We start from the raw sequence: 18,056 nt of genomic DNA on the forward strand, positions 1-18,056 counted from the left end.
CGGAAAAGCATTAGCTCCAGTCGAAGAATCCCTTGCCGGACTTGCGCCCCAGTTCGCCGCGGGCCACCTTCTCGCGCAGGATTTGCGGCGGTGCGAAGCGCTCCCCGAGGGTTTCGGCGAGGTATTCGGCAATGCCCAGGCGCACGTCCAGGCCCACGATGTCCGTGGTGCGCAGCGGCCCTGTGGGGTGCTTGTAGCCGAGCACCATGGCGTTGTCGATGTCCTCGGCGCTCGCCACGCCCTCCTCGACCATGCGCATGGCCTCCAGGGCCAGCATCACGCCCAGGCGCGAGGAGGCGAAGCCGGGTGCGTCGTTGACGACGACGGCGGTCTTGCCCAGCGCCGCCACCCAGCCTTTCGCCGTGGCCACCAGGTCCGGGCTGGTCTGCCTGGCGACGACCACCTCGATGAGCGTGGACGCCGGGACCGGGTTGAAGAAGTGCAGGCCGATGAAGTTCTCCGGCCGCGCCAGCTCCGCGGCGAGCCCGGACATGGTCAGGGAGGAGGTGTTGGAGGCCAGGAATGCGGCGGGGTCCAGGTGCCGCTCCACGCCCTGCAGCGCCGAGACTTTCAGCTCCCAGATTTCCGGGACGGCCTCGACCACCAGCCCGCACCGGGCAAAGCCGGCGTAGTCGGTGGACACTGCCAGGCGTGCCAGCACCTCGTCCGCGCCATCGGCCAGGCCGCGTTCCACGGACTTGGCCACGGAGCCTTCCACCCGGGTGCGGGCGCCGGCGGCAGCATCGTCGTCGCGCTCCACCACCAGCACCTCGCACCCGGCCATCAGGAAGCCGTGGGCGATGCCGGCGCCCATGCGCCCGCCGCCCAGGACGCCCACAAAGTGCGGAAGCGTTGGTGAAAAAGCACCCGTTTGTGAGGGAGCGTCTGGTGTTTGTGTCATTTCTTCCTCCTGTCCAGGAACGCCTGCATGCGCTCAAACTTGGCGGGCGATTCAAACAGCTCCGCCTGCTCCCGGTTGTCGACCTCGGGATGGGCTTCCCGCGGTGCGTGGAACACGCGCTTGGTGGCCTGCACCGCCAGCGGGTCCTGCAGACCGATCCGCTCCGCCAGGCCATGGGCCGCGGCCATCAGTTCCGCGGACTCGACCAGTTCGGTGATGAGTCCCACGGCCAGGCAGCCCTCGCCGGTGAGGATGCGCCCGGCCAGCAGCATCTGCTTTGCCACGGGCTCGCCCACCAGCTCCTTCAGCCGCCAGGTGGCCCCGGCGGCCGCCATGATCCCCAGCGACGTTTCCGGCTGGCCCATGCGCAGTGCCCGGGTGCCGATGCGGAAGTCCGCGGCGTAGGCCAGCTCGGCCCCGCCGCCGAGCGCGTACCCGTCCAGGGCCGCGATGACGGGCATGGGCAGCCTGGCAATGCGGTCAAACAGGCCGGAGTTGATGCCGGCGAGGGCGTCGCCGCGGCGGCGTTCGCGCAGCTGGGCGATGTCCGCGCCGGAGGCGAAGATCCCTTTAGTCCCTGCGCCCTCGTCGCCGGCAATCCCCGAGAGGATGAGCACCTTGGGGGTCTGCTCCAGGTGCGTGCAGACGGCGTGCAGCTCCTCGACCATCTGCACGTCGATCGCGTTCCGCACGGCGGGCCGGTTGAGCTGGACGGCCACCCGGTCCTCCGCCTCGGTGACCACAAGCGTGGCAAAGGCTCCGGGGTCCAGGCGGGGCCCGGCGTCGTGCGCCAGGGAATCCCCCATCACAGCCCCTCCACGAGCAGCGCCGCTCCCTGGCCCACGCCCACGCACATGGTCGCCAGGCCCAGCCCGCCGGGTGCTTCCCGGTCGAGGCGCCCGAGCAGGGTGATGACAATCCGCGAGCCGGAGGAGCCGAGCGGGTGGCCCAGGGCGATGGCGCCGCCGTCGTTGTTGACTGTGCCCGGGTCCAGGCCGAGCTCACGCATGCTGGCCAGGGACTGGGAGGCGAAGGCCTCGTTGAGTTCCACTGCGGCGAGTTGGCTGACGCCAAGCCCCTGCCGTTCGAGGACCTTGCGGGTGGCCGCGACGGGGCCCATGCCCATGATTTCCGGGGCCACGCCCGCCGCGGCGCCATCGAGGATGCGGGCGCGCGGGACGAGCCCGTATTTCTTGAGGGCGGCTTCGGAGGCGACGATGATGGCGGAGGCGCCGTCGTTAAGGGACGAGGCGTTGCCGGCCGTGACCACTGTGCCGCCCTTGACCACGGGGCGCAGTTTTGAGAGTACGTCCATCGTGGTGCCGGGACGGGGGCCCTCGTCGGTGTCCACGACGGTGTCCCCCTTCCGCCCGCGGACCGTGACGGGGACGATCTCCCCCGCGAAGCGGCCGGCGGCGATGGCAGCCAGGGCGAGTTCGTGGGAGCGGACGGCAAAGGCGTCGCAGTCCTCACGGGAGGTGCCGTAGACGCGGGCCACCTCCTCGGCGGTCTCCGGCATGGAGAAGGTCATCTTCCCTCCGCGGGAGAGCTCGCCCGAGAGGAAGTCCGGGTTGGTGAAGCGCCAGCCGATGGAGGTGTCGAAGGTGGCGCCCGGCTTGGCGAAGGCCTTCTCCGGCTTGGCCATGACCCACGGGGCGCGGGACATGGACTCCACGCCGCCGGCCACCACGATGTCCGCGGCGCCGGCCTTGACCATGTGGGAGGCCATCGTAATGGCGGACATGCCGGAGGCGCACAGCCGGTTGACGGTGATGCCGGGGACGGTGTCCGGGAAGCCGGCCAGCAGCCACGCCATGCGCGCCACGTTGCGGTTTTCCTCGCCGGCGCCGTTGGCGTTGCCGAGGATGACCTCGTCCACGTCCGCCGGATCGATCCCGGTCCTGGCGATGAGCTCCTTGACGGCCAGTGCCGCGAGGTCGTCCGGGCGCACGCTGGACAGGGCCCCGCCGTAGCGCCCCACCGGCGTCCGGACGCCGCCCACCAGGAATGCCTGCGGTGTTGCTGTGGCCATGAAAGTACCCTTCGAACGTGCTGTGCGGCGTGGCAATTGCTTCCGCCAGGGACCCGGCCGCAATTTACCGACCGTTCGTTCTATAAATATTCCATGTGATGGGGCGCACGGTCAACTGCGGAGCCGTCATCCGTCGAAGTCAGGCCCAGTTCCCAGCCGGGCGGCTGCCACCCGCTGGCGGCGGTGCCGACCCGCTGGCGGCGGTGCCGACCCGCACCGGATCCGTGAGGACGCCTGGCTGCCCCGGTCTCGCGGCCGGCCCGGCAACCGGTCAACCACGTTCACGCAGAAACTCCGCTGTGGGCATACACCGGCGCCGCGGTGGGCTGGCCTCGATACAGTGGATTCCATGACCACCTCCCGCGCCGCAGCAACTCCGTCAGCACCCGAACGCACCGCCGCGCCGGCAGCGGCGTCAGTACCCGCCGCGCCGGCCTCCCCGCCCGTGGCCAAGAAGGTCCCGGTCACGCGCACCCACCACGGCGACACCTTCACGGACAGCTACGAATGGCTGCGCGAGAAGGACAACCCGGAGGTCGTGGCCCACCTCAACGCCGAGCAGGCCTACACGGACGCCGTCACGGCCGGGCAGGAGCAACTGCGCCAGGACATCTTCAACGAGATCAAGAACCGGACGCAGGAAACGGACCTGTCCGTCCCGAGCCGCAAGGACGGCTGGTGGTATTACTCCCGCATGGTCGAAGGAAGTGCCTACTCGATCCAGTGCAGGGTCCGCGCCGCAGGCGATGGCAGCACCGTGGAGCACTGGACGCCGCCGGTGGTGGAACCCGGCGTCGACGTCCCCGGGGAACAGGTCCTGCTCGACGGCAACGCCGAGGCGCAGGGCCAGCCGTTCTTCTCCCTGGGCGGCGCCGCCGTGACCCGCGACGGGAACCTGTACGCCTACGCCGCGGACTTCGCCGGCGACGAGCTGTTCACCATTCGGATCAAGGACCTGCGCACCGGCGGGCTGCTGCCGGACACCATCGAGAAGGCGTTTTACGGACTTGCCTTCTCCCCCGACGGCGGCACCCTGTACTACATGGTGGCGGACGACTCCTGGCGCCCCTACCAGGTCAAAACCCACATCCTCGGCACCCCCGTCGCCGAAGACCAGGTCCTGTACCAGGAGGACGACGTCGCCATGTGGACGGGCTTCGGCCTCTCCGCCGACCGCCGCCACCTGCTGGTCAGCATCGGCTGCTCCGAATTCAGCGAGACCCGGCTGCTGGCCTTTGACTCACCGGAAAAGGGCCTGCAAACCCTCATCCCGCGCGGCGGGCATATCCTGTACGACGCCGAACCGTTCCTGTGGAAGGGCGTCGAAAAGATCCTTTTGACGCATGACCGCGACGCCGCCAACTCCATGATCTCGCTGGTCGACGCCGCGGAGTTCGCCAAGCCCCTGACCGAACAGGAGTGGGCCACCGTGGTCGCCCACGACGAGGCCGTGCGCATCAACGGGGCCACCGTCACGGCCACCCACATGGTGGTTTCGCTGCGCAAGGACACCATCGAGCGCATCCAGGCAACCCCGCTGGAAGGCCTGGGCACCGCGGCGCAGGAGTCCGGCGTCGAACCCTCCTTTGACGAGGAGCTGTACACGGCCTCGATGGGCGGGAGCGAGTTTGACTCGCCCGTGATCCGGGTGGTGTACACCTCCGACTTCACGCCGCCGCGCGTCTATGACTACGTGCTGCCCACGGCGGCACTGCCCCACGGCGAGCTCCTGCTGCGCAAGGAAACCCCCGTGTTGGGCGGCTACCGTGCCGCGGACTACGTGGCCACCCGCGAGTGGGCGACGGCCGACGACGGCACCAAGGTCCCGCTGTCCGTGCTGCGCCGCGCGGACCTGCCCCGGGATGGGACGAATGCCGGCGTGGTGTACGGCTACGGGTCCTACGAGGTCAGCATGGACCCCGGCTTCGGCGTGCCGCGGCTCTCGCTTTTGGACCGCGGCGTGGTGTTTGTGATCGCGCACGTGCGCGGCGGCGGCGAGATGGGCCGGCACTGGTACGAGGACGGCAAGAAGCTGCGCAAGAAGAACACCTTCAGCGACTTCATTGCGGCAACGGACTGGCTGGCGCAGTCCGGCTGGGTGGACCCCGCGCGGATCGGCGCCATGGGCGGCTCGGCCGGCGGGCTGCTGATGGGCGCCGTGGCGAACATGGCGCCGGAAAAGTACGCGGCCATCGTGGCGCAGGTGCCGTTCGTCGACGCGCTGACCACCATTCTGGACCCGGAGCTGCCGCTGTCCGCGCTCGAGTGGGAGGAATGGGGCAATCCCATCACCGACCCCGAGGTGTACGGCTACATGAAGCACTACACGCCGTATGAGAACGTGCGGGCCGCGGCCTACCCGGCCATCGCGGCCGTGACGAGTTTCAACGACACCCGGGTCCTGTACGTGGAGCCTGCCAAGTGGGTGCAGGAGCTGCGGGCCAGGTCCACGGGGACGGCACCGATTGTGCTCAAGATCGAGATGGACGGCGGCCATGGCGGCGCCTCCGGCCGGTACGAAGGCTGGAAGACGCGCGCTTGGGACTACGCGTTCCTGGCCGACGCGATCGGGGCGCGCACGCTGCGGTAGGCGAAGGGATCAGCTGCGCACCACGGCGTAGATGGCCTCCGACGTCCATTCGCCCTTGAGGTACATGTTGTCCCGAAGCACGCCTTCGCGGCGCATCCCGAGCCGTTCGCAGATGGCGGCGGAGGCGCCGTTGCGCGCATCCAGCCGCGCCTCCACCCGGTGGAAGCCGAGGTGGTCGATGGCCAGGTCAAGCACGGCGCGCGCCGCCTCTGTGGCGTAGCCGTGCCCCTGCGCCCCCGGGGCCAGCGTCCAGCCGATTTCCCCGACGCGCTCAGCCCCGTCGCCGTCCCCGGTCCTGCCGCCCGGATTCCACTTCAACGCCAGTTCCCCCACCAGCCCGGGCAGCCCCGCCCGCTCCACCGCGAACGTGGCCCAGTCGCCGGGGCCCGCAAAGGGGTCCTCCACGTACTTGGCAATGCGCGCCATGCACTGCACGTAGCTCCGCGGCCCGCCGTACAGATACCGCGCGGTCTCGGGCAGGCGCTGGTACGCGTAGTAGGCGTCAAGGTCGTCGGCACAGAAGCGGCGCAGCACCAGCCGCTCGGTGGTCAGCGGGTAGGGAATTTCAACCATGAACCGAGCTTACGACGGCGGCCGTCGCCTCTGCTATGGCCCGCTCCTCATCCGTGGGGACCACGAGCACCGGGAACGCCGAGTCCGGGGCGCTGACCACCCGCGGCGAGCCGGACCGCACCAGGTTTGCCTCGGCGTCGAGCGTCAGGCCCAAGGCACCCAGGCGCCCCACCACCTGCGCCCGGAAGGCGGAGGAGTTCTCCCCGATCCCGGCCGTGAACACGAGGGCGTGGGCGCCGCCCACAGCCACGTGGTAGCCGCCAATGTACTTCGCCAGCCGGTGTGAGGCGACGTCCAGGGCCATCCGCGCCCGCCTGTCCCCAGCTTCCGCGGCGTCCACAATGGCGCGCATGTCGTTGTTGCCGGCCAGCGCCTTGAGCCCGGAGTCGCGGTTGAGCATGGTGTCGATGTCGTCCGCGGACAGACCCTGCCGCTGGAGGTAGATGAGGATGGACGGGTCCAGGTCGCCGCTGCGGGTGCCCATGACCAGCCCCTCCAGCGGCGTGAAGCCCATGGAGGTGTCCACGCTGGCCCCGCCCTCGATGGCGGTCAGGGACACGCCGTTCCCGAGGTGGGCCACCACTGCGTTGAACTTTTCCCGCGGGACGCCCAGCAGTTCCGCGGCCCGGCCCGTGACAAACTCGTGCGAGGTCCCGTGGAAACCGTAGCGGCGGATCCCGTATTGCCGGTACAGCGAATCCGGCACCGCATAGCGCCAGGCGTGCTCGGGCAGGGTGCGGTGGAACGCAGTGTCAAAAACGGCCACCTGCGGCAGTTCCGGCCACTTGGCGGTGATGGCGCGGATGCCCAGCACGTTGGCGGGGTTGTGCAGCGGCGCCAGCGGGTTCAGCCGCTCAATGGCCCGGGTGATCTCGTTGTTGACGAGCACCGGCTCGCCAAAGCGTTCCCCGCCATGCACCACCCGATGCCCGACGGCGTCCAGCGGCCTGCCTTCCAGCACGCCTTCCAGCTCGGCCTCCACCTGGTCCATGGCGGCGCCGTGGTCAGCCGGCCCGCCGGCGCCCTCGCCGATCCGCTCAATCAGCCCGCTTGCCTGGACCTCGTTGCTGGCGGTGTCGCGCACCTGGTACTTCAGCGAGGAGGAGCCGGAGTTGATGACCAGAACGCGCACTAGGATTCCTTCGATTCGGCGGGAGCCTGCGCCTGGATGGCGGTGATGGCCACGGTGTTGACGATGTCCTCCACGGTGCAGCCGCGGGAGAGGTCGTTGATGGGCTTGCGCAGGCCCTGCAGGACCGGGCCCACGGCCACGGCGCCGGAGGACTGCTGCACGGCCTTGTAGGTGTTGTTGCCGGTGTTCAGGTCCGGGAAGATAAACACGGTGGCCTGCCCGGCCACGGCGGAGGCGGGCAGTTTCGAGGCGGCAATGGCCGCGTCGACGGCGGCGTCGTATTGGATGGGACCCTCGACGGGCAGGTCCGGGCGGGCGGCCCGGACCAGGGCCGTGGCACGGCGCACCTGGTCCACGGCCGAGCCCGAACCGGAACCGCCGGTGGAGTAGGAGAGCATGGCGATGCGCGGCTCCACCCCAAACTGTGCCGCCGTCTCCGCCGAGGCGACGGCAATGTCGGCCAGCTGCTCTTCATTGGGTTCGGGGTTGACGGCGCAGTCCCCGTACACCAGCACCCGGTCGGCGAGCAGCATCAGGAACACGGAGGAGACCAGGCGCACGCCGTCGCGGGTTTTCACGAATTCCAGTGCGGGGCGGATGGTGTTGGCGGTGGTGTGGGCGGCGCCGGACACCATGCCGTCCACGTGGCCCAGCTGGACCATCATGGTGCCGAAATAGGAGCCGTCGGCCATGACCTCCCGCGCCCGGGCCAGGTCCACGCCCTTGTGGGCGCGCAGCCGCTGGTATTCCTTGGCAAATCCTTCGCGCAGTTCCGAGGTGTCCGGGTCGACGATCTCCACGCCGTCCAGGTCGACGCCGTGGGCGGCCGCCAGTTCGGCAACCGTGCCTGCGTTTCCCAGCACGGTCAAATCGCACACGTCGCGGCGGTGCAGGATTTCGGCGGCCCGCAGCACGCGCACATCGTTTCCCTCCGGCAACACGATCCTCTTGCGGTCGCTGCGGGCCCGCTCGATCAGCTCGTGCAGGAAGCGCAGCGGCGTCATGGTGGCCGGGCGCGGCAGCGCCATCCTTTCCAGGAGTTCGGCCTCGTCCACGCTGCGCGCCCAGGCGCCCATTGCCGCCGCGACCTTTCGGCGCTGGCCCGAGTGGATCTCGCTGCGCACCTCGATGACGGCGCGGGCGGTGCTGAACGTGTCGTCGTCGTGCTTAAAAACGGGGAACGGCGCGTGGGCCAGGATGGGCAGCACGTTCGGGTCCGGTGCAAGGCCTCCGGTCAGGATCATCCCGCTGGGCACGGGGAATTCGGGCGAGAACGCGGAGGCCAGCGACGCCACCATGACGTCGGCACGGTCGCCGGGCACAATGACCAGGTCGTTGGCTTCGAGCAGGTGGAGGAAGTTGCCCACTGTCATGGCGGCAATCTTGATGGCGTGGACGTCGCGTTCCAGCTCCGCACTGCCGGCAATCTGCTGCAGCCGCATGGCCTTGGCGACCTCCCCCACGGTGGGCCGGGAAATTTCGGCAATCTCGGGGATGACATAGACGGGACGGTGGCTGGCGCCCGGGCGGACGGCGGCCTGGATGGCAGCCACCGTCCCGGGATCGGCGCGGTTGACCATCATGGCCAGCAGGGAGCAGTTGGCGGCCACCAGTTCCTTGCGGGCCACGTCCACGGCATCGGCAGACTCTTCGGCGCTGAGCCCGCGTGCGCCGACCACGGCGAGCACGGGCAGCCCCAGGTTGTTGGCGAGCCGGGCGTTGAGGTCGAATTCCACCGCCGCGTCCTGGCCGGTGAGGTCCGTACCCTCGACGATGACGACGTCGCACGCCTTGGCAATTTCGCTGTAGATCTCCACGCACCGGGCGTCAATGTCCTCACGCCTGCCGGCCGCGAGCAGTGCCCGTGCCTCGGCCCCGCTCATGCCCGCCCGGCACACGTCCGGGGCGAGCCGGTACATGCGCCGGAGCATGACCACCGTGGGGTCGTTTTCCGGTTCGGGACCCGAAGTGATGGGCCGGAAGAAGCCGATCCTGTCCGCGTGCCGGTGCAGGGCGTCGGCCAGGCCCAGGGACACGAGCGTCTTGCCGGAGCCCGGCGTCGTGGCACTGACATATATTCCACGGATCATGGGACCGCCTTTCAAGCGTCTCCCCCAATCCAAGCACGCCGGGCGGGGCAGCAACATGGAAAGCGGCAGGAATCACCCGCGGGAGAAGGCTCCCGGCCGGTTGCAGCCTGCCGCCTGGGGATCCGAAGGCGCGCGGCCGACGCATAGGGTTGGGGGATGGACATCTTGTTTGGCCACCTCACCACCCCCTCCCAGGGTTTCTCCCTCGCCTTTCGGATCCTGGGGGTTGTCATCATGTGCGCCGGCATGGCATTGCTGGGGCGGCGCAACGAGGTGGGGTGGTGGCTGGCCGTTGGATCGTTCGCCCTGCAAATTCCGGCCGCGTTCTTCCAGATTTCCGCCAGCGTCCCCGTCTCCCCGGCCGGCCTGCTGCTGTACCTGGCGGCCTCGTGGATCGCGCCGCTCGTGGGTGTTGGCGCGGCGCTGTACGGGCTGGCCTGGTTCCGGAAGGCGCCCCTGGCACGGCCGTTGGTGCGCGACGTTGCCCTGCGGCGGTTCCGCCCGGCGGATGTTGTGGCGCCCTTGGCGGTGGCCGTGGTTTTTGCCGTGGCCTACCTGCTGCCTCCGTTGGCGCTGTCGTTTGGCCTGGGGGGCTCCGGCGGGCTGGACCGCTTCCCGGTGGTGCCGGTCCTGGCCGCGGGCCTGCTCACGGGACTGCTGCCCGCCGGCCTGGCCGGACTGGCGGTCCGGTCCCGCTGGGCCTGGCTGCCTATCGCGGGGTCCTCCGTGGCGTCGCTCGGCGGCGTGGCCCTGGCGGCCCAGGGATCGGTGCTGATCTTCCTGTTCATGGCGCAGGCGGCCCTTGCCGTGTTTGGCTTCAGGGGCTGGGGCTCGCTGCGGCGCGAGGCCCAGCTGCGGCCCGGTTCGTGAGTTTGCCCCCAAGCCCACATTTCGTTGACAGGCGGCTTGCAGCCGTGGTCAACTGGCAGTGTTTTACAGACGTGCCCGCTCGTCGACCCTAAGGAGGACCACATGAATGTTCACGCAGCAGTTCGCGCCCAAAACATCAGCTTGTCCTTCCACAGGAGTCGATTCACCCATGAAGTCTTCTGCTGACCCACAGCACTTCGAAGCACCGTCTTTTTCACCCATCAAGAACCGCCGCGGCACGCCCGTGCGCGACATCTTCGGATCCGACCCGCGCCCCCGCGACTGGAACATGCTGGACGATTCCCTCGCGGACAACCAGCGGTGGTCCACCTGGCCCGAGCTGGAAAAGCTCATGCGCGGGCCCTCCCCCTACCCGGACTTTGTCATTGAGGACGCCGCGGCGGTGGACACCGACCTCGGCGTGCTGAAGACCGGCAAGGAGGCGGACGTGTTCCTCGTGGAGCGCGCCACCGAACACCGCAGCGCACTGCTCGCCGCCAAGCGGTACCGCTCCGCGGACCAACGCCTGTTCCACCGCTCCTCGGCCTATACGGAGGGCCGGTCCGTGCGCCGCTCCCGCGACGCCCGCGCCATCAAGGGCGGCAGCACGTACGGCCGCGGGGTGGAGGCCGCCCGCTGGGCCGACGCCGAATGGACCTACCTGCGCATGGCACACGGGGCCGCCATCCCCGTGCCGTATCCGGTCCAGATCTTCGGCACCGAGATCATGATGGAGTTCATCGAGGACCCTGGGCATCCCGGCGTGGCGGCGCCCCGCCTGCAGTCCGCCCACCCCGGGCCCGCCCAGCTGCGCGGCTACTGGGACCAGGTGGTGGAGGCCATGCTGGGATTCGCCCGGATGGGCTTTGCCCACGGCGACCTCTCGCCGTACAACGTGCTGGTGGCCGGCGACCGGCTGGTGGTCATCGACCTGCCCCAACTGGTGGACCTGGCCGGAAACCTGCAGGCCGCGGAGTTGCTGGCCCGCGACTGCCGGAACATGTGCGCCTGGTTCGCCTCCCGCGGATTGAAGGTCGACGACGGCGCCCTCCTGGGCGAGCTCCTCGCCGCGGCGTGGTGAGGCTCAGGAGGCGGGGCGGACCTTGCCCGGCAGGAATGGCAGCCAGGGCGCCGAATAGACCAGCGTGGCCCCGGCGCCGGGCTCCACGGTGAAGCTCGCTTCGCCAAACTTCCACAGCCGGTTGAACAGGAAAATCTCCACCGTCGCGGCGCCGCTGCCCGGGACCTTCCAGTTCCGGGTCCCCCACTGCGCCGGCTGGCCCATGCCGTCGACCACGACCGTCGGCTTGGGGAACCAGCCCAGCCACGGCTTGTGCAGGGTCAGTTCAAAGCGGCGGGTGGTGCTTGTTGGTTCGATCACATGCCCCAGCCTATAGAGAGTTGGCCCGGCGCAGTTCCCAGTCCCGGTCCGGCTTCAGTTCCGCCAGGAATGCGTCGTGGTGGCTGGAGACGACGAACGCGGGCGCCCAGACTTTTCGCATAGGCTTCCACGATGGACGTTCAACAACCCCTTAACGCAGCCGCCGACTGGTGGCACGCCGTGCTGGCCGGATTTGTGCACACCGGCGCTCCCGTGGTGCCCGGCGCGGTGCTTGGCGGGATAGTGGCTGCGGCCGTTGTCCTGAGCATCCCGCGCGCAACGTGGCGCTGGTTCGGCCTGTACGTGACGTTCGTGCACGAACTCGGGCATGCCTTCGCCGCGCTCATGACCGGCCGCTACATCCACGGGCTGAAGATCGGGCTGGACCATTCCGGGCAGCTGGTCAGCAGCGGGCGGCGCGGTTTCAGCGCCACCTGGTCCGGGTTCTGGGGCTATCCTGCGCCGGCAGTGGTGGGCGCGGCGCTGGTGTGGTCGGTGACGGCGGGGTGGGCCGGTGCCGCCATGTCGCTCGGGGCACTGGTGCTGCTCGTGGCCCTCGTCTTCCTGCGCAACTTCACCGGCATCCTGGTGGCCGTGGCCAGCGCGGCCGTGGCCCAGGCGCTCGTGATGCTGGTGGATCCGCTGGGCGTCAGCTATGTGGTGCTGGCACTGGGGATCGCGCTGGGCGTGGGCTCGGTGCGTGACTTCCTCAAGGTCGCGGCCGTGCACACCAGCCGCCGCAGCCAGCTGTCCAGCTCCGACGCCTGGATCCTGTCCCGCGCCACGGGCGTCCCGTCCGCAGTATGGCTGGCCGGGTTTGCCGTGGTCATCGCCGCCTGCGCCGCAGCCTCCGCCTGGCTGCTGTGGGGGATGCTGGCCTAGTCGTTGCGCACTGCATAGTGGAGATGGACGACGCCGTTGCCAAACGTGCGCTCATCCAGCAGTTCCAGCCCCGTCCGGACGGCGGCGGGCAGCGCGCGGGTGCCCCCGCCCACGATGATGGGCGAGAGCAGCAGGTGGATCTGGTCCACCAGCCCGGCCGCGAACGCCTGTCCGGCGAGTTCGGCACCGCCCACGGAGAGGTCGGCGTCCGCCTCCGCCTTCAGGCGGCGTACCGCGTCCGGATCGAACGTGGGCTCGATCCGCGTCCTGGCCGTCTCCACCTCCTGCAGGGTGCGGGAGTAGACCACCTTGTCCGCCAGGTGCCACAGGTCCGCGTAGTCCCGCACCACGCGCATCAGGTCCGTCTTCCCGTAAAAGCTGTCCCAAACCTTCATCGTCTCGTACATGCGGCGGCCAAACAGGTAGGTGCCGATGGGCCGTTCAAGGTCGTTGACAAAGCTGTGGACCTGCTCGTCCGGCGCGCTCCAGTCAAAGCTGCCGCTCGTGTCGTTGATGTAGCCGTCCAGTGACGTGATGGCGGTGTAAAAGAGTTGGGCCACAGGAGATCATCCCTCACACGTTCGGAAAGTATTTGTCCGCCCCTCCAGTATTCGCTTTCCCGCCGTGTTGCGGCAGCCTATTTGCCCAGCTTTTTTTGCAGCCACTTCACGGCGGCGTCGGACTGGCTGCCAAACGGGTCCTCATTCACCACGTATGTCCAGGTCGAGGATGCCCGGCGGAGGCCGGCGGCCAGCAGGTCCGCCGTGCCGTCCGCCACTTCCAGCGCATCAAAGGATTCCCGGGCGCTGTCCGCGGCCCGGTCCAGGAACCCCTCGAAGGCGAAAATCGTTTCCCGCCGGTATTCATCCAGCGGATTTTGCCGGCCCAGGGCGCGCAGGTGGATCGCGGCACGCTGCTCGGACAGCAGGGCCAGGTGGTCGCTCCAGTGCGCGTCCAGCTGGAACAGCATCACCTGGCGGCAGATCCCCGCCAGCTCCGCCGCGCCCAGGGCGGCACGAAGTCTCCCGACGTGTTCCGAGCCCTCAAACGGTTCCAGCGCCGCGGCATCGACCGTGAGGACCCGGTCCCTTTCGGCCAGCACCACGCGGCGCTGGTGGGCAATGAGCTCGTTGTACTTCCAGGAGATCTCCTGGGTGGTGAAGCGCTCCTGCTCGGCAAGGCGCTGGGTTCGGTCCAGCAGGCGGGACACGCCCGCCCGGGTGACGCGTCCGGCGTCGTCCGCGTCCCCGGCGAGGGAACTGCCCAGTTCCAGGCCCTGGATCTCCTGGCCGTTGGCCGCCGGGTCCTCAATGCTGGAGAAGGTGACGCTGGCGCCGGGATCGCCCTGGCGGCCGGCGCGGCCGCGGAGCTGCGCGTCCAGGCGGGGCGAGTGGAACCGGCCGGCGATCACCACCAGCAGCCCGCCCAGCGCGGCGACCTCGCCGTGGGCGGCCGCGCCGGCGCCCTTGCCGCCGAGGATTATGTCGGTGCCGCGGCCCGCCATCTGCGTGGAGACCGTCACGGCGTGCTTGCGCCCCGCCTCCGCAATGATGCCTGCCTCCAGGGCGTCGTTGCGCGCGTTGAGGACCTGGCAGTCCACGTTCCTGGCCGTAAGGTCCGCGGCGAACCGCTCCGAGGCGGCGACGCTGTGCGTGCCGAGGAGCACCGGGCGCCCCACGGCGTGCGCCGCCACCACCGCCTCGACCACGGCGGCGTCGCGCTGCGCGGCGGTGGCGTAGATGCGCTCGGGCAGGTCCTCGCGGATGCAGGGCCTGTGCGGCGGAATGCGGCCGGCGTCGAGTTCGTAGTGCGTGCGCAGGTATTCGGCGACGGCCGAGGCGGTGCCGCTCATGCCGGTCACGGTGGCGAACGACCTGACCAGGTCGCGCACCAGCAGCTGGTCCAGGACCTCGCCCTGTTCAGTCTTCAGCAGGCCTTCCTTGGTCTCGACGGCCGCCTGCAGCCCGTCCGGCCAGCGCTGCGTGTGCGCCACCCGGCCGCGGGAATCCGAGACTATCTGGGCCCGGCCGGCCCGCACAATGTAGTCGACGTCCCGCTGCAGGAGGACCTGGGCATGCAGGGCCACATTGAGGGAGGAGAACAGCGGCGTGCCTGCCGCCGAGTACAGCTCGACGCCGGGCCACCTCCCCTCCGCCTTGTTGATCCCGGCGTCGGTCAGCGAGACGTTCCGCCGGTCCGGTTCCACGGTGTAGTCGGTCTCCGGGTCCAGCCCGCGCACAAAATCCGCCACGTCCACGCCCTGCAGCTCGCTGCGGGCCCGGCCCGCCAGGACCAGCGGCACCACGGCCTCGTCCACCAGCACGGAGTCGATTTCATCCACGATGCACACGTCAAAGGGCCGGAGGACGGCCTGGTCCGGCCCGGTGCGGCTGCGGTCCCGCAGGACGTCAAAGCCGAGTTCATTGACGGAGACGTAGACAACATCTGCCTGGTAGGCGTGTTTCTTCTCCTCCGGGGTGCTGCCGGCCGTCACGGAGGCGGAGGTGATGCCCAGTGCCCCATAGTAGGGGCCCATCCAGGCGGCGTCCCGTTGGGCGAGGTAGTCGTTGACCGTCAGGACGTGGACGCGACGGCCGTTGAGGGCGTGCGCGCCGGCCGCCAGGGCGCCCACCAGGGTCTTGCCCTCCCCGGTGTCCAGCTCCACCACGGTCCCCTGGAGCATGGTGGCGGCCGCGAGCAGCTGGGTGTCGAACGGGACCATGGCCAGTGCACGGCCGGCCAGGACGCGGGCGCTGAACAGGTAGTCCTCGAGGCGCTGGCCGGTCCACGGCTTATTGTCCGCCGCCAGTTGCTTGATGGTTTTCCGGGCCTGGGCCAGGCCTTCCCGTTCGGTGGCTTCATCCGCCCGCTTCGCCGCCCGGCCCACTTCCCCGGTGAAGATGGCCGTGTCCGCGACGCCGGGGGTGTTGAACAGCCAGTTCTTGAATTGCTGGGGGAAACGCACGGAGCCTCGAGTCGTTTGGGGCCTGGCCGGCCGGTGGTCCTTTCACGGTACCCGGGGCGCGGAATGGGCGCCAACTGGCGTTCCGGTCTCCCCGCAGTTGGCGCGGCGGCGTCCAGGCAAGTGAAAACGCCTGGTGCCACAGGGTGGCCGAATTTGGACTCCTGACAGGCGCGGACGTTGCCGACCCTGCCGGCTGCAGGTCGCGAAGCCGCGGCAGCTGGTCCTCGCGGCGAATTCGGGACCCGGACACGGTTCGCCTTCTTCGCAAGGCCGCCAGTGCCCGTCCTCTACACCGCTGCAAGGGAACAGACGGCAGTGTGCGAGACACTGCCGCAGGACATGCCCGCTGAAGGCGGCGCCCGTGACTACGCGGACTACGCCTGCGTCTTTTTGGCGGCCGGTCCGGCCCTCCGACCTGGCCTTGGATCCCGGGGTTGCCGGCGTCCTTGAACTGGAACTGGACAGGAACTGGCACTCCGACTTCTGCGCACCGCCGCATGTGGACGTTCGCTGGTAGGGCGCCAGGCGAACCGGCTGCGGCGAGAGGTCCCTGGCGAACGCATGCCCTTCCGCCCCGTTGGTGGCCACGACGAGGACCAGCACGGGTGCGCCGTTGACGCCCCACGAGCTGCCCGCCACCTTGACGTACGTGACCGCCAGCCATGACGGCATCCACGCGCGGGGTCGCGACGTCCGCGCCCGGCGTCGCCCACAATCCTGCCGCGGCGGCCGCGACCCCGTCCAGCAGGCCCGCGCCGTTCAGCGGCACCTCGCCACCACGGCGTCGATCTCCGCCGCCGTGACGCCGTTGGCCAGCAGGAACGCCCGCACGTCCAGCCCGCCCACAAACCGGCTCAGCGCCCGCTCCCGGTCCGCCACGACGCCGGCCATCTCGTCCTCGGCCAGGTAGTGCTCGTACGGGTGCTTCACGGGAGCCACCAGGTGCCAGCTGTTGATCCCGCGCGACGCCAGCTCGTCCTGCCCGGCCGCCCGCTCCGCCTGCCCGGCGAGTGCCAGCAGCAGCGACGCCACCAGCCCCGTCCTGTCCCGCCCGCCCGAACAATGGATCACCACCTTCCCCCGGGCCGCGGCCAGCTCCTTGAACACGGCGGCCAGCTGCCCGGGAAACAGCCGCAGGATGTCCGCGTACAGCCGCGGGTGGTTCATGTAGGGCTGGACCAGGGCCTGGTACTCGGCGTTGTCCGGGTCCTCCGTGGGTGAATTGACGACGTCGAACCGGGCCATGGCGCCGTCCCCCACCACCGGGTCGGTCGGCCTGCGCTTCCGCTCGCCGGGATTCCGCAGGTCGATCACGGTGCGGACGCCGTCGTCGTACACCTGCTCCCAGCCGCGCTCGGTGAGCCACTCGCTGCGGCCCATCCGGTAAATGTCGCCGATGAGGAGGCGCGCGTTGACGGCGCCCTCCCAGTGCGGAACCTCAGGTGCGGGCATTCAGCGCTGCCTGGCCACGCGGAGGTCCAGGCCGTTGCGGACCTGCGGCCATTCATGGGCGAGGATGGAGAAGACCACGGTGTCGCGCAGCGAGCCGTCGGGCATGCGGGTGTGCGAGCGCAATACGCCATCCTGCTTGGCACCCAAGCGGGCAATGGCCTCGCGGGACTGCAGGTTCATCCAGTGTGTCCGGAATTCAACGGCAACGCAGCCAAGGGTTTCAAAGGCGTGCCCCAGCAGGAGGCGCTTGCTGTCCGGGTTGGTGCCGGTGCCTTGCACGCTGGCGGCGTTCCAGGTGGAGCCGATCTCCAGCCGTGGCACGTCTGCGTCGATGTTCATGTACGTGGTCATGCCGATGACCTTGGCCGGCCCGGCGGGATCATTCAGGCGCGTGGTGAAGGGGACCATCATGCCGGAGTCCTGCAGGGCCAGGCGGCGGTCGATTTCCGCCATCATGGCCTCGGGGCGGGGAACGGACGTGTACCAGAGGTGCCACAGCGCGCCGTCGGACGCCGCCTCGACCAGCCCGTCGTGGTGGTCCCGGCTCAACGGCTCCAGGGTGACGTACTTTCCGCGCAGGGTGACCGGTGCAATTGCTGTCATGAAAAAACAGTAGCGGATGCCGCCCAACCCTGAAGTGGCGCGCCATTGGATCCCAACCGTGCTCCACTTGGCAAGTGGAGCCCGGTTGGGATCCAACCGGGCTCCCGTGCTGGACGGCCGGGCCCGCCCGCGGCAGACTCTCACCATGGCCTATTCACTGCAGATCGTCGTCGATGCCCTCAAGCCCCACGAACTTGCCGACTGGTGGGCGGAAACGCTGGGCTGGGCCGTGGAGGCCTCGGACGAGGCATTCATCAGGTCCATGGTGGACCAGGGATTCGCGTCCGCGGACCAGACAATGCGGCACCACGGCGTGCTGGTCTGGAAGGACGGCCAGGCGGTCACGGCCGGCCCGGACGCGGGCAGCGGCCAGCCGCGGATCCTGTTCCAGTCCGGTGACCGGGAAAAGGCGGACAAGAACCGCATCCACTGGGACGTGCGGGTCGGCGGCGAGGACAAGGCGGAGGTGCGCCAAAGGCTGGAAGCCCGCGGCGCCACCTTCCTGTGGGAGGCCAGCCAGGGTCCGCACGCTTGGTTCACCATGGCCGACCCCGAAGGCAACGAGTTCTGCATCAGCTGATGCCG

At 69.5% G+C, this 18,056-nt stretch carries 17 protein-coding genes; 6 read left to right on the top strand and 11 right to left on the bottom strand.

Going from position 1 to position 18,056, the window contains the following annotated elements; all coding sequences use genetic code 11:
- Nucleotides 1-10: 10 nt before the first annotated feature.
- From G6034_RS00760 to G6034_RS00770, 3 genes are read right to left on the bottom strand one after another with little or no spacing between them, the layout of a single operon-like run.
- Nucleotides 11-901, bottom strand: coding sequence for a 3-hydroxyacyl-CoA dehydrogenase family protein (locus tag G6034_RS00760; RefSeq protein ID WP_176633185.1), 891 nt, complete (start codon nucleotides 899-901; stop codon nucleotides 11-13).
- Nucleotides 898-1,707, bottom strand: a complete 810-nt coding sequence (locus G6034_RS00765) for an enoyl-CoA hydratase/isomerase family protein (RefSeq protein WP_176633373.1) — start codon at nucleotides 1,705-1,707, stop codon at nucleotides 898-900. The genes G6034_RS00760 and G6034_RS00765 overlap by 4 nt, the downstream gene beginning before the upstream one ends.
- Nucleotides 1,707-2,933 carry a thiolase family protein gene (locus G6034_RS00770; protein WP_176633186.1) on the bottom strand — a complete coding sequence of 409 codons (1,227 nt, stop codon included), beginning with the start codon at nucleotides 2,931-2,933 and terminating at the stop codon, nucleotides 1,707-1,709. Before G6034_RS00770 ends, G6034_RS00765 begins: the two co-directional genes overlap by 1 nt.
- Nucleotides 2,934-3,282: 349 nt before the next feature.
- On the opposite strand from G6034_RS00770, the gene G6034_RS00775 reads away from it, so the two are divergent.
- Nucleotides 3,283-5,523, top strand: coding sequence for a S9 family peptidase (locus G6034_RS00775; RefSeq protein ID WP_176633187.1), 2,241 nt, complete (start codon nucleotides 3,283-3,285; stop codon nucleotides 5,521-5,523).
- A gap of 9 nt (nucleotides 5,524-5,532) precedes the next feature.
- Here the strand turns inward: G6034_RS00775 and G6034_RS00780 are convergent, their stop codons facing one another.
- From G6034_RS00780 to pta, 3 genes are read right to left on the bottom strand one after another with little or no spacing between them, the layout of a single operon-like run.
- The gene (locus tag G6034_RS00780; protein WP_176633188.1) at nucleotides 5,533-6,096 is read right to left on the bottom strand and encodes a GNAT family N-acetyltransferase; all 564 of its coding nucleotides are present in this window, start codon (nucleotides 6,094-6,096) and stop codon (nucleotides 5,533-5,535) included.
- Nucleotides 6,089-7,228, bottom strand: a complete 1,140-nt coding sequence (locus G6034_RS00785; protein ID WP_176633189.1) for an acetate/propionate family kinase — start codon at nucleotides 7,226-7,228, stop codon at nucleotides 6,089-6,091. The genes G6034_RS00780 and G6034_RS00785 overlap by 8 nt, the downstream gene beginning before the upstream one ends.
- Entirely contained in the window at nucleotides 7,228-9,318 is a 2,091-nt protein-coding gene (gene pta / locus G6034_RS00790; protein WP_176633190.1) for a phosphate acetyltransferase, read from the bottom strand. The genes G6034_RS00785 and pta overlap by 1 nt, the downstream gene beginning before the upstream one ends.
- A 156-nt stretch (nucleotides 9,319-9,474) precedes the next feature.
- On the opposite strand from pta, the gene G6034_RS00795 reads away from it, so the two are divergent.
- The gene (locus G6034_RS00795; RefSeq protein ID WP_176633191.1) at nucleotides 9,475-10,188 is read left to right on the top strand and encodes a hypothetical protein; all 714 of its coding nucleotides are present in this window, start codon (nucleotides 9,475-9,477) and stop codon (nucleotides 10,186-10,188) included.
- A 169-nt stretch (nucleotides 10,189-10,357) separates the two neighbouring features.
- The gene (locus tag G6034_RS00800) at nucleotides 10,358-11,269 is read left to right on the top strand and encodes a serine protein kinase RIO (protein ID WP_176633192.1); all 912 of its coding nucleotides are present in this window, start codon (nucleotides 10,358-10,360) and stop codon (nucleotides 11,267-11,269) included.
- A 3-nt stretch (nucleotides 11,270-11,272) separates the two neighbouring features.
- Here the strand turns inward: G6034_RS00800 and G6034_RS00805 are convergent, their stop codons facing one another.
- Nucleotides 11,273-11,569, bottom strand: a complete 297-nt coding sequence (locus G6034_RS00805) for a hypothetical protein (protein WP_176633193.1) — start codon at nucleotides 11,567-11,569, stop codon at nucleotides 11,273-11,275.
- Between the two features lie 132 nt (nucleotides 11,570-11,701).
- Between G6034_RS00805 and G6034_RS00810 the strand changes: the two genes are divergently transcribed.
- Nucleotides 11,702-12,451, top strand: a complete 750-nt coding sequence (locus G6034_RS00810) for a M50 family metallopeptidase (RefSeq protein ID WP_176633194.1) — start codon at nucleotides 11,702-11,704, stop codon at nucleotides 12,449-12,451.
- Here G6034_RS00810 and G6034_RS00815 read toward each other — a convergent pair.
- Nucleotides 12,448-13,011: a dihydrofolate reductase family protein gene (locus tag G6034_RS00815; RefSeq protein WP_176633195.1), complete on the bottom strand. Its 564-nt coding sequence runs from the start codon at nucleotides 13,009-13,011 to the stop codon at nucleotides 12,448-12,450. The two genes, G6034_RS00810 and G6034_RS00815, sit on opposite strands and share 4 nt — an antisense overlap.
- A 77-nt stretch (nucleotides 13,012-13,088) precedes the next feature.
- Nucleotides 13,089-15,416: an accessory Sec system translocase SecA2 gene (secA2, locus tag G6034_RS00820; RefSeq protein ID WP_176633196.1), complete on the bottom strand. Its 2,328-nt coding sequence runs from the start codon at nucleotides 15,414-15,416 to the stop codon at nucleotides 13,089-13,091.
- 361 nt (nucleotides 15,417-15,777) lie between these two features.
- On the opposite strand from secA2, the gene G6034_RS00825 reads away from it, so the two are divergent.
- Nucleotides 15,778-15,933 carry a hypothetical protein gene (locus G6034_RS00825; protein ID WP_176633197.1) on the top strand — a complete coding sequence of 52 codons (156 nt, stop codon included), beginning with the start codon at nucleotides 15,778-15,780 and terminating at the stop codon, nucleotides 15,931-15,933.
- Nucleotides 15,934-16,175: 242 nt separating this feature from the next.
- Here G6034_RS00825 and G6034_RS00830 read toward each other — a convergent pair whose 3' ends face one another.
- A complete protein-coding gene (locus G6034_RS00830) occupies nucleotides 16,176-16,868 on the bottom strand; it encodes a tyrosine-protein phosphatase (RefSeq protein WP_176633198.1) in 693 nt (230 codons plus the stop codon).
- Nucleotides 16,869-17,471 carry a GNAT family N-acetyltransferase gene (locus G6034_RS00835; protein ID WP_176633199.1) on the bottom strand — a complete coding sequence of 201 codons (603 nt, stop codon included), beginning with the start codon at nucleotides 17,469-17,471 and terminating at the stop codon, nucleotides 16,869-16,871.
- 145 nt (nucleotides 17,472-17,616) lie between these two features.
- Here G6034_RS00835 and G6034_RS00840 point away from each other — a divergent pair, with 145 nt between their 5' ends.
- Nucleotides 17,617-18,051 carry a VOC family protein gene (locus tag G6034_RS00840; RefSeq protein ID WP_176633200.1) on the top strand — a complete coding sequence of 145 codons (435 nt, stop codon included), beginning with the start codon at nucleotides 17,617-17,619 and terminating at the stop codon, nucleotides 18,049-18,051.
- The last annotated feature ends 5 nt before the right edge of the window (nucleotides 18,052-18,056 follow it).

This window comes from Arthrobacter wenxiniae, from assembly GCF_013376105.1.
GTDB classification, from domain to species: Bacteria; Actinomycetota; Actinomycetes; order Actinomycetales; family Micrococcaceae; genus Specibacter; species Specibacter wenxiniae.

Coding starts and splice junctions, on each gene's coding strand:
- G6034_RS00760 (WP_176633185.1), bottom strand. CDS start 901: ATGACACAAACACCAGACGCTCCCTCACAAACGGGTGCTTTTTCACCA.
- G6034_RS00765 (WP_176633373.1), bottom strand. CDS start 1,707: ATGGGGGATTCCCTGGCGCACGACGCCGGGCCCCGCCTGGACCCCGGA.
- G6034_RS00770 (WP_176633186.1), bottom strand. CDS start 2,933: ATGGCCACAGCAACACCGCAGGCATTCCTGGTGGGCGGCGTCCGGACG.
- G6034_RS00775 (WP_176633187.1), top strand. CDS start 3,283: ATGACCACCTCCCGCGCCGCAGCAACTCCGTCAGCACCCGAACGCACC.
- G6034_RS00780 (WP_176633188.1), bottom strand. CDS start 6,096: ATGGTTGAAATTCCCTACCCGCTGACCACCGAGCGGCTGGTGCTGCGC.
- pta (WP_176633190.1), bottom strand. CDS start 9,318: ATGATCCGTGGAATATATGTCAGTGCCACGACGCCGGGCTCCGGCAAG.
- G6034_RS00795 (WP_176633191.1), top strand. CDS start 9,475: ATGGACATCTTGTTTGGCCACCTCACCACCCCCTCCCAGGGTTTCTCC.
- G6034_RS00800 (WP_176633192.1), top strand. CDS start 10,358: ATGAAGTCTTCTGCTGACCCACAGCACTTCGAAGCACCGTCTTTTTCA.
- G6034_RS00810 (WP_176633194.1), top strand. CDS start 11,702: ATGGACGTTCAACAACCCCTTAACGCAGCCGCCGACTGGTGGCACGCC.
- G6034_RS00830 (WP_176633198.1), bottom strand. CDS start 16,868: ATGCCCGCACCTGAGGTTCCGCACTGGGAGGGCGCCGTCAACGCGCGC.
- G6034_RS00835 (WP_176633199.1), bottom strand. CDS start 17,471: ATGACAGCAATTGCACCGGTCACCCTGCGCGGAAAGTACGTCACCCTG.
- G6034_RS00840 (WP_176633200.1), top strand. CDS start 17,617: ATGGCCTATTCACTGCAGATCGTCGTCGATGCCCTCAAGCCCCACGAA.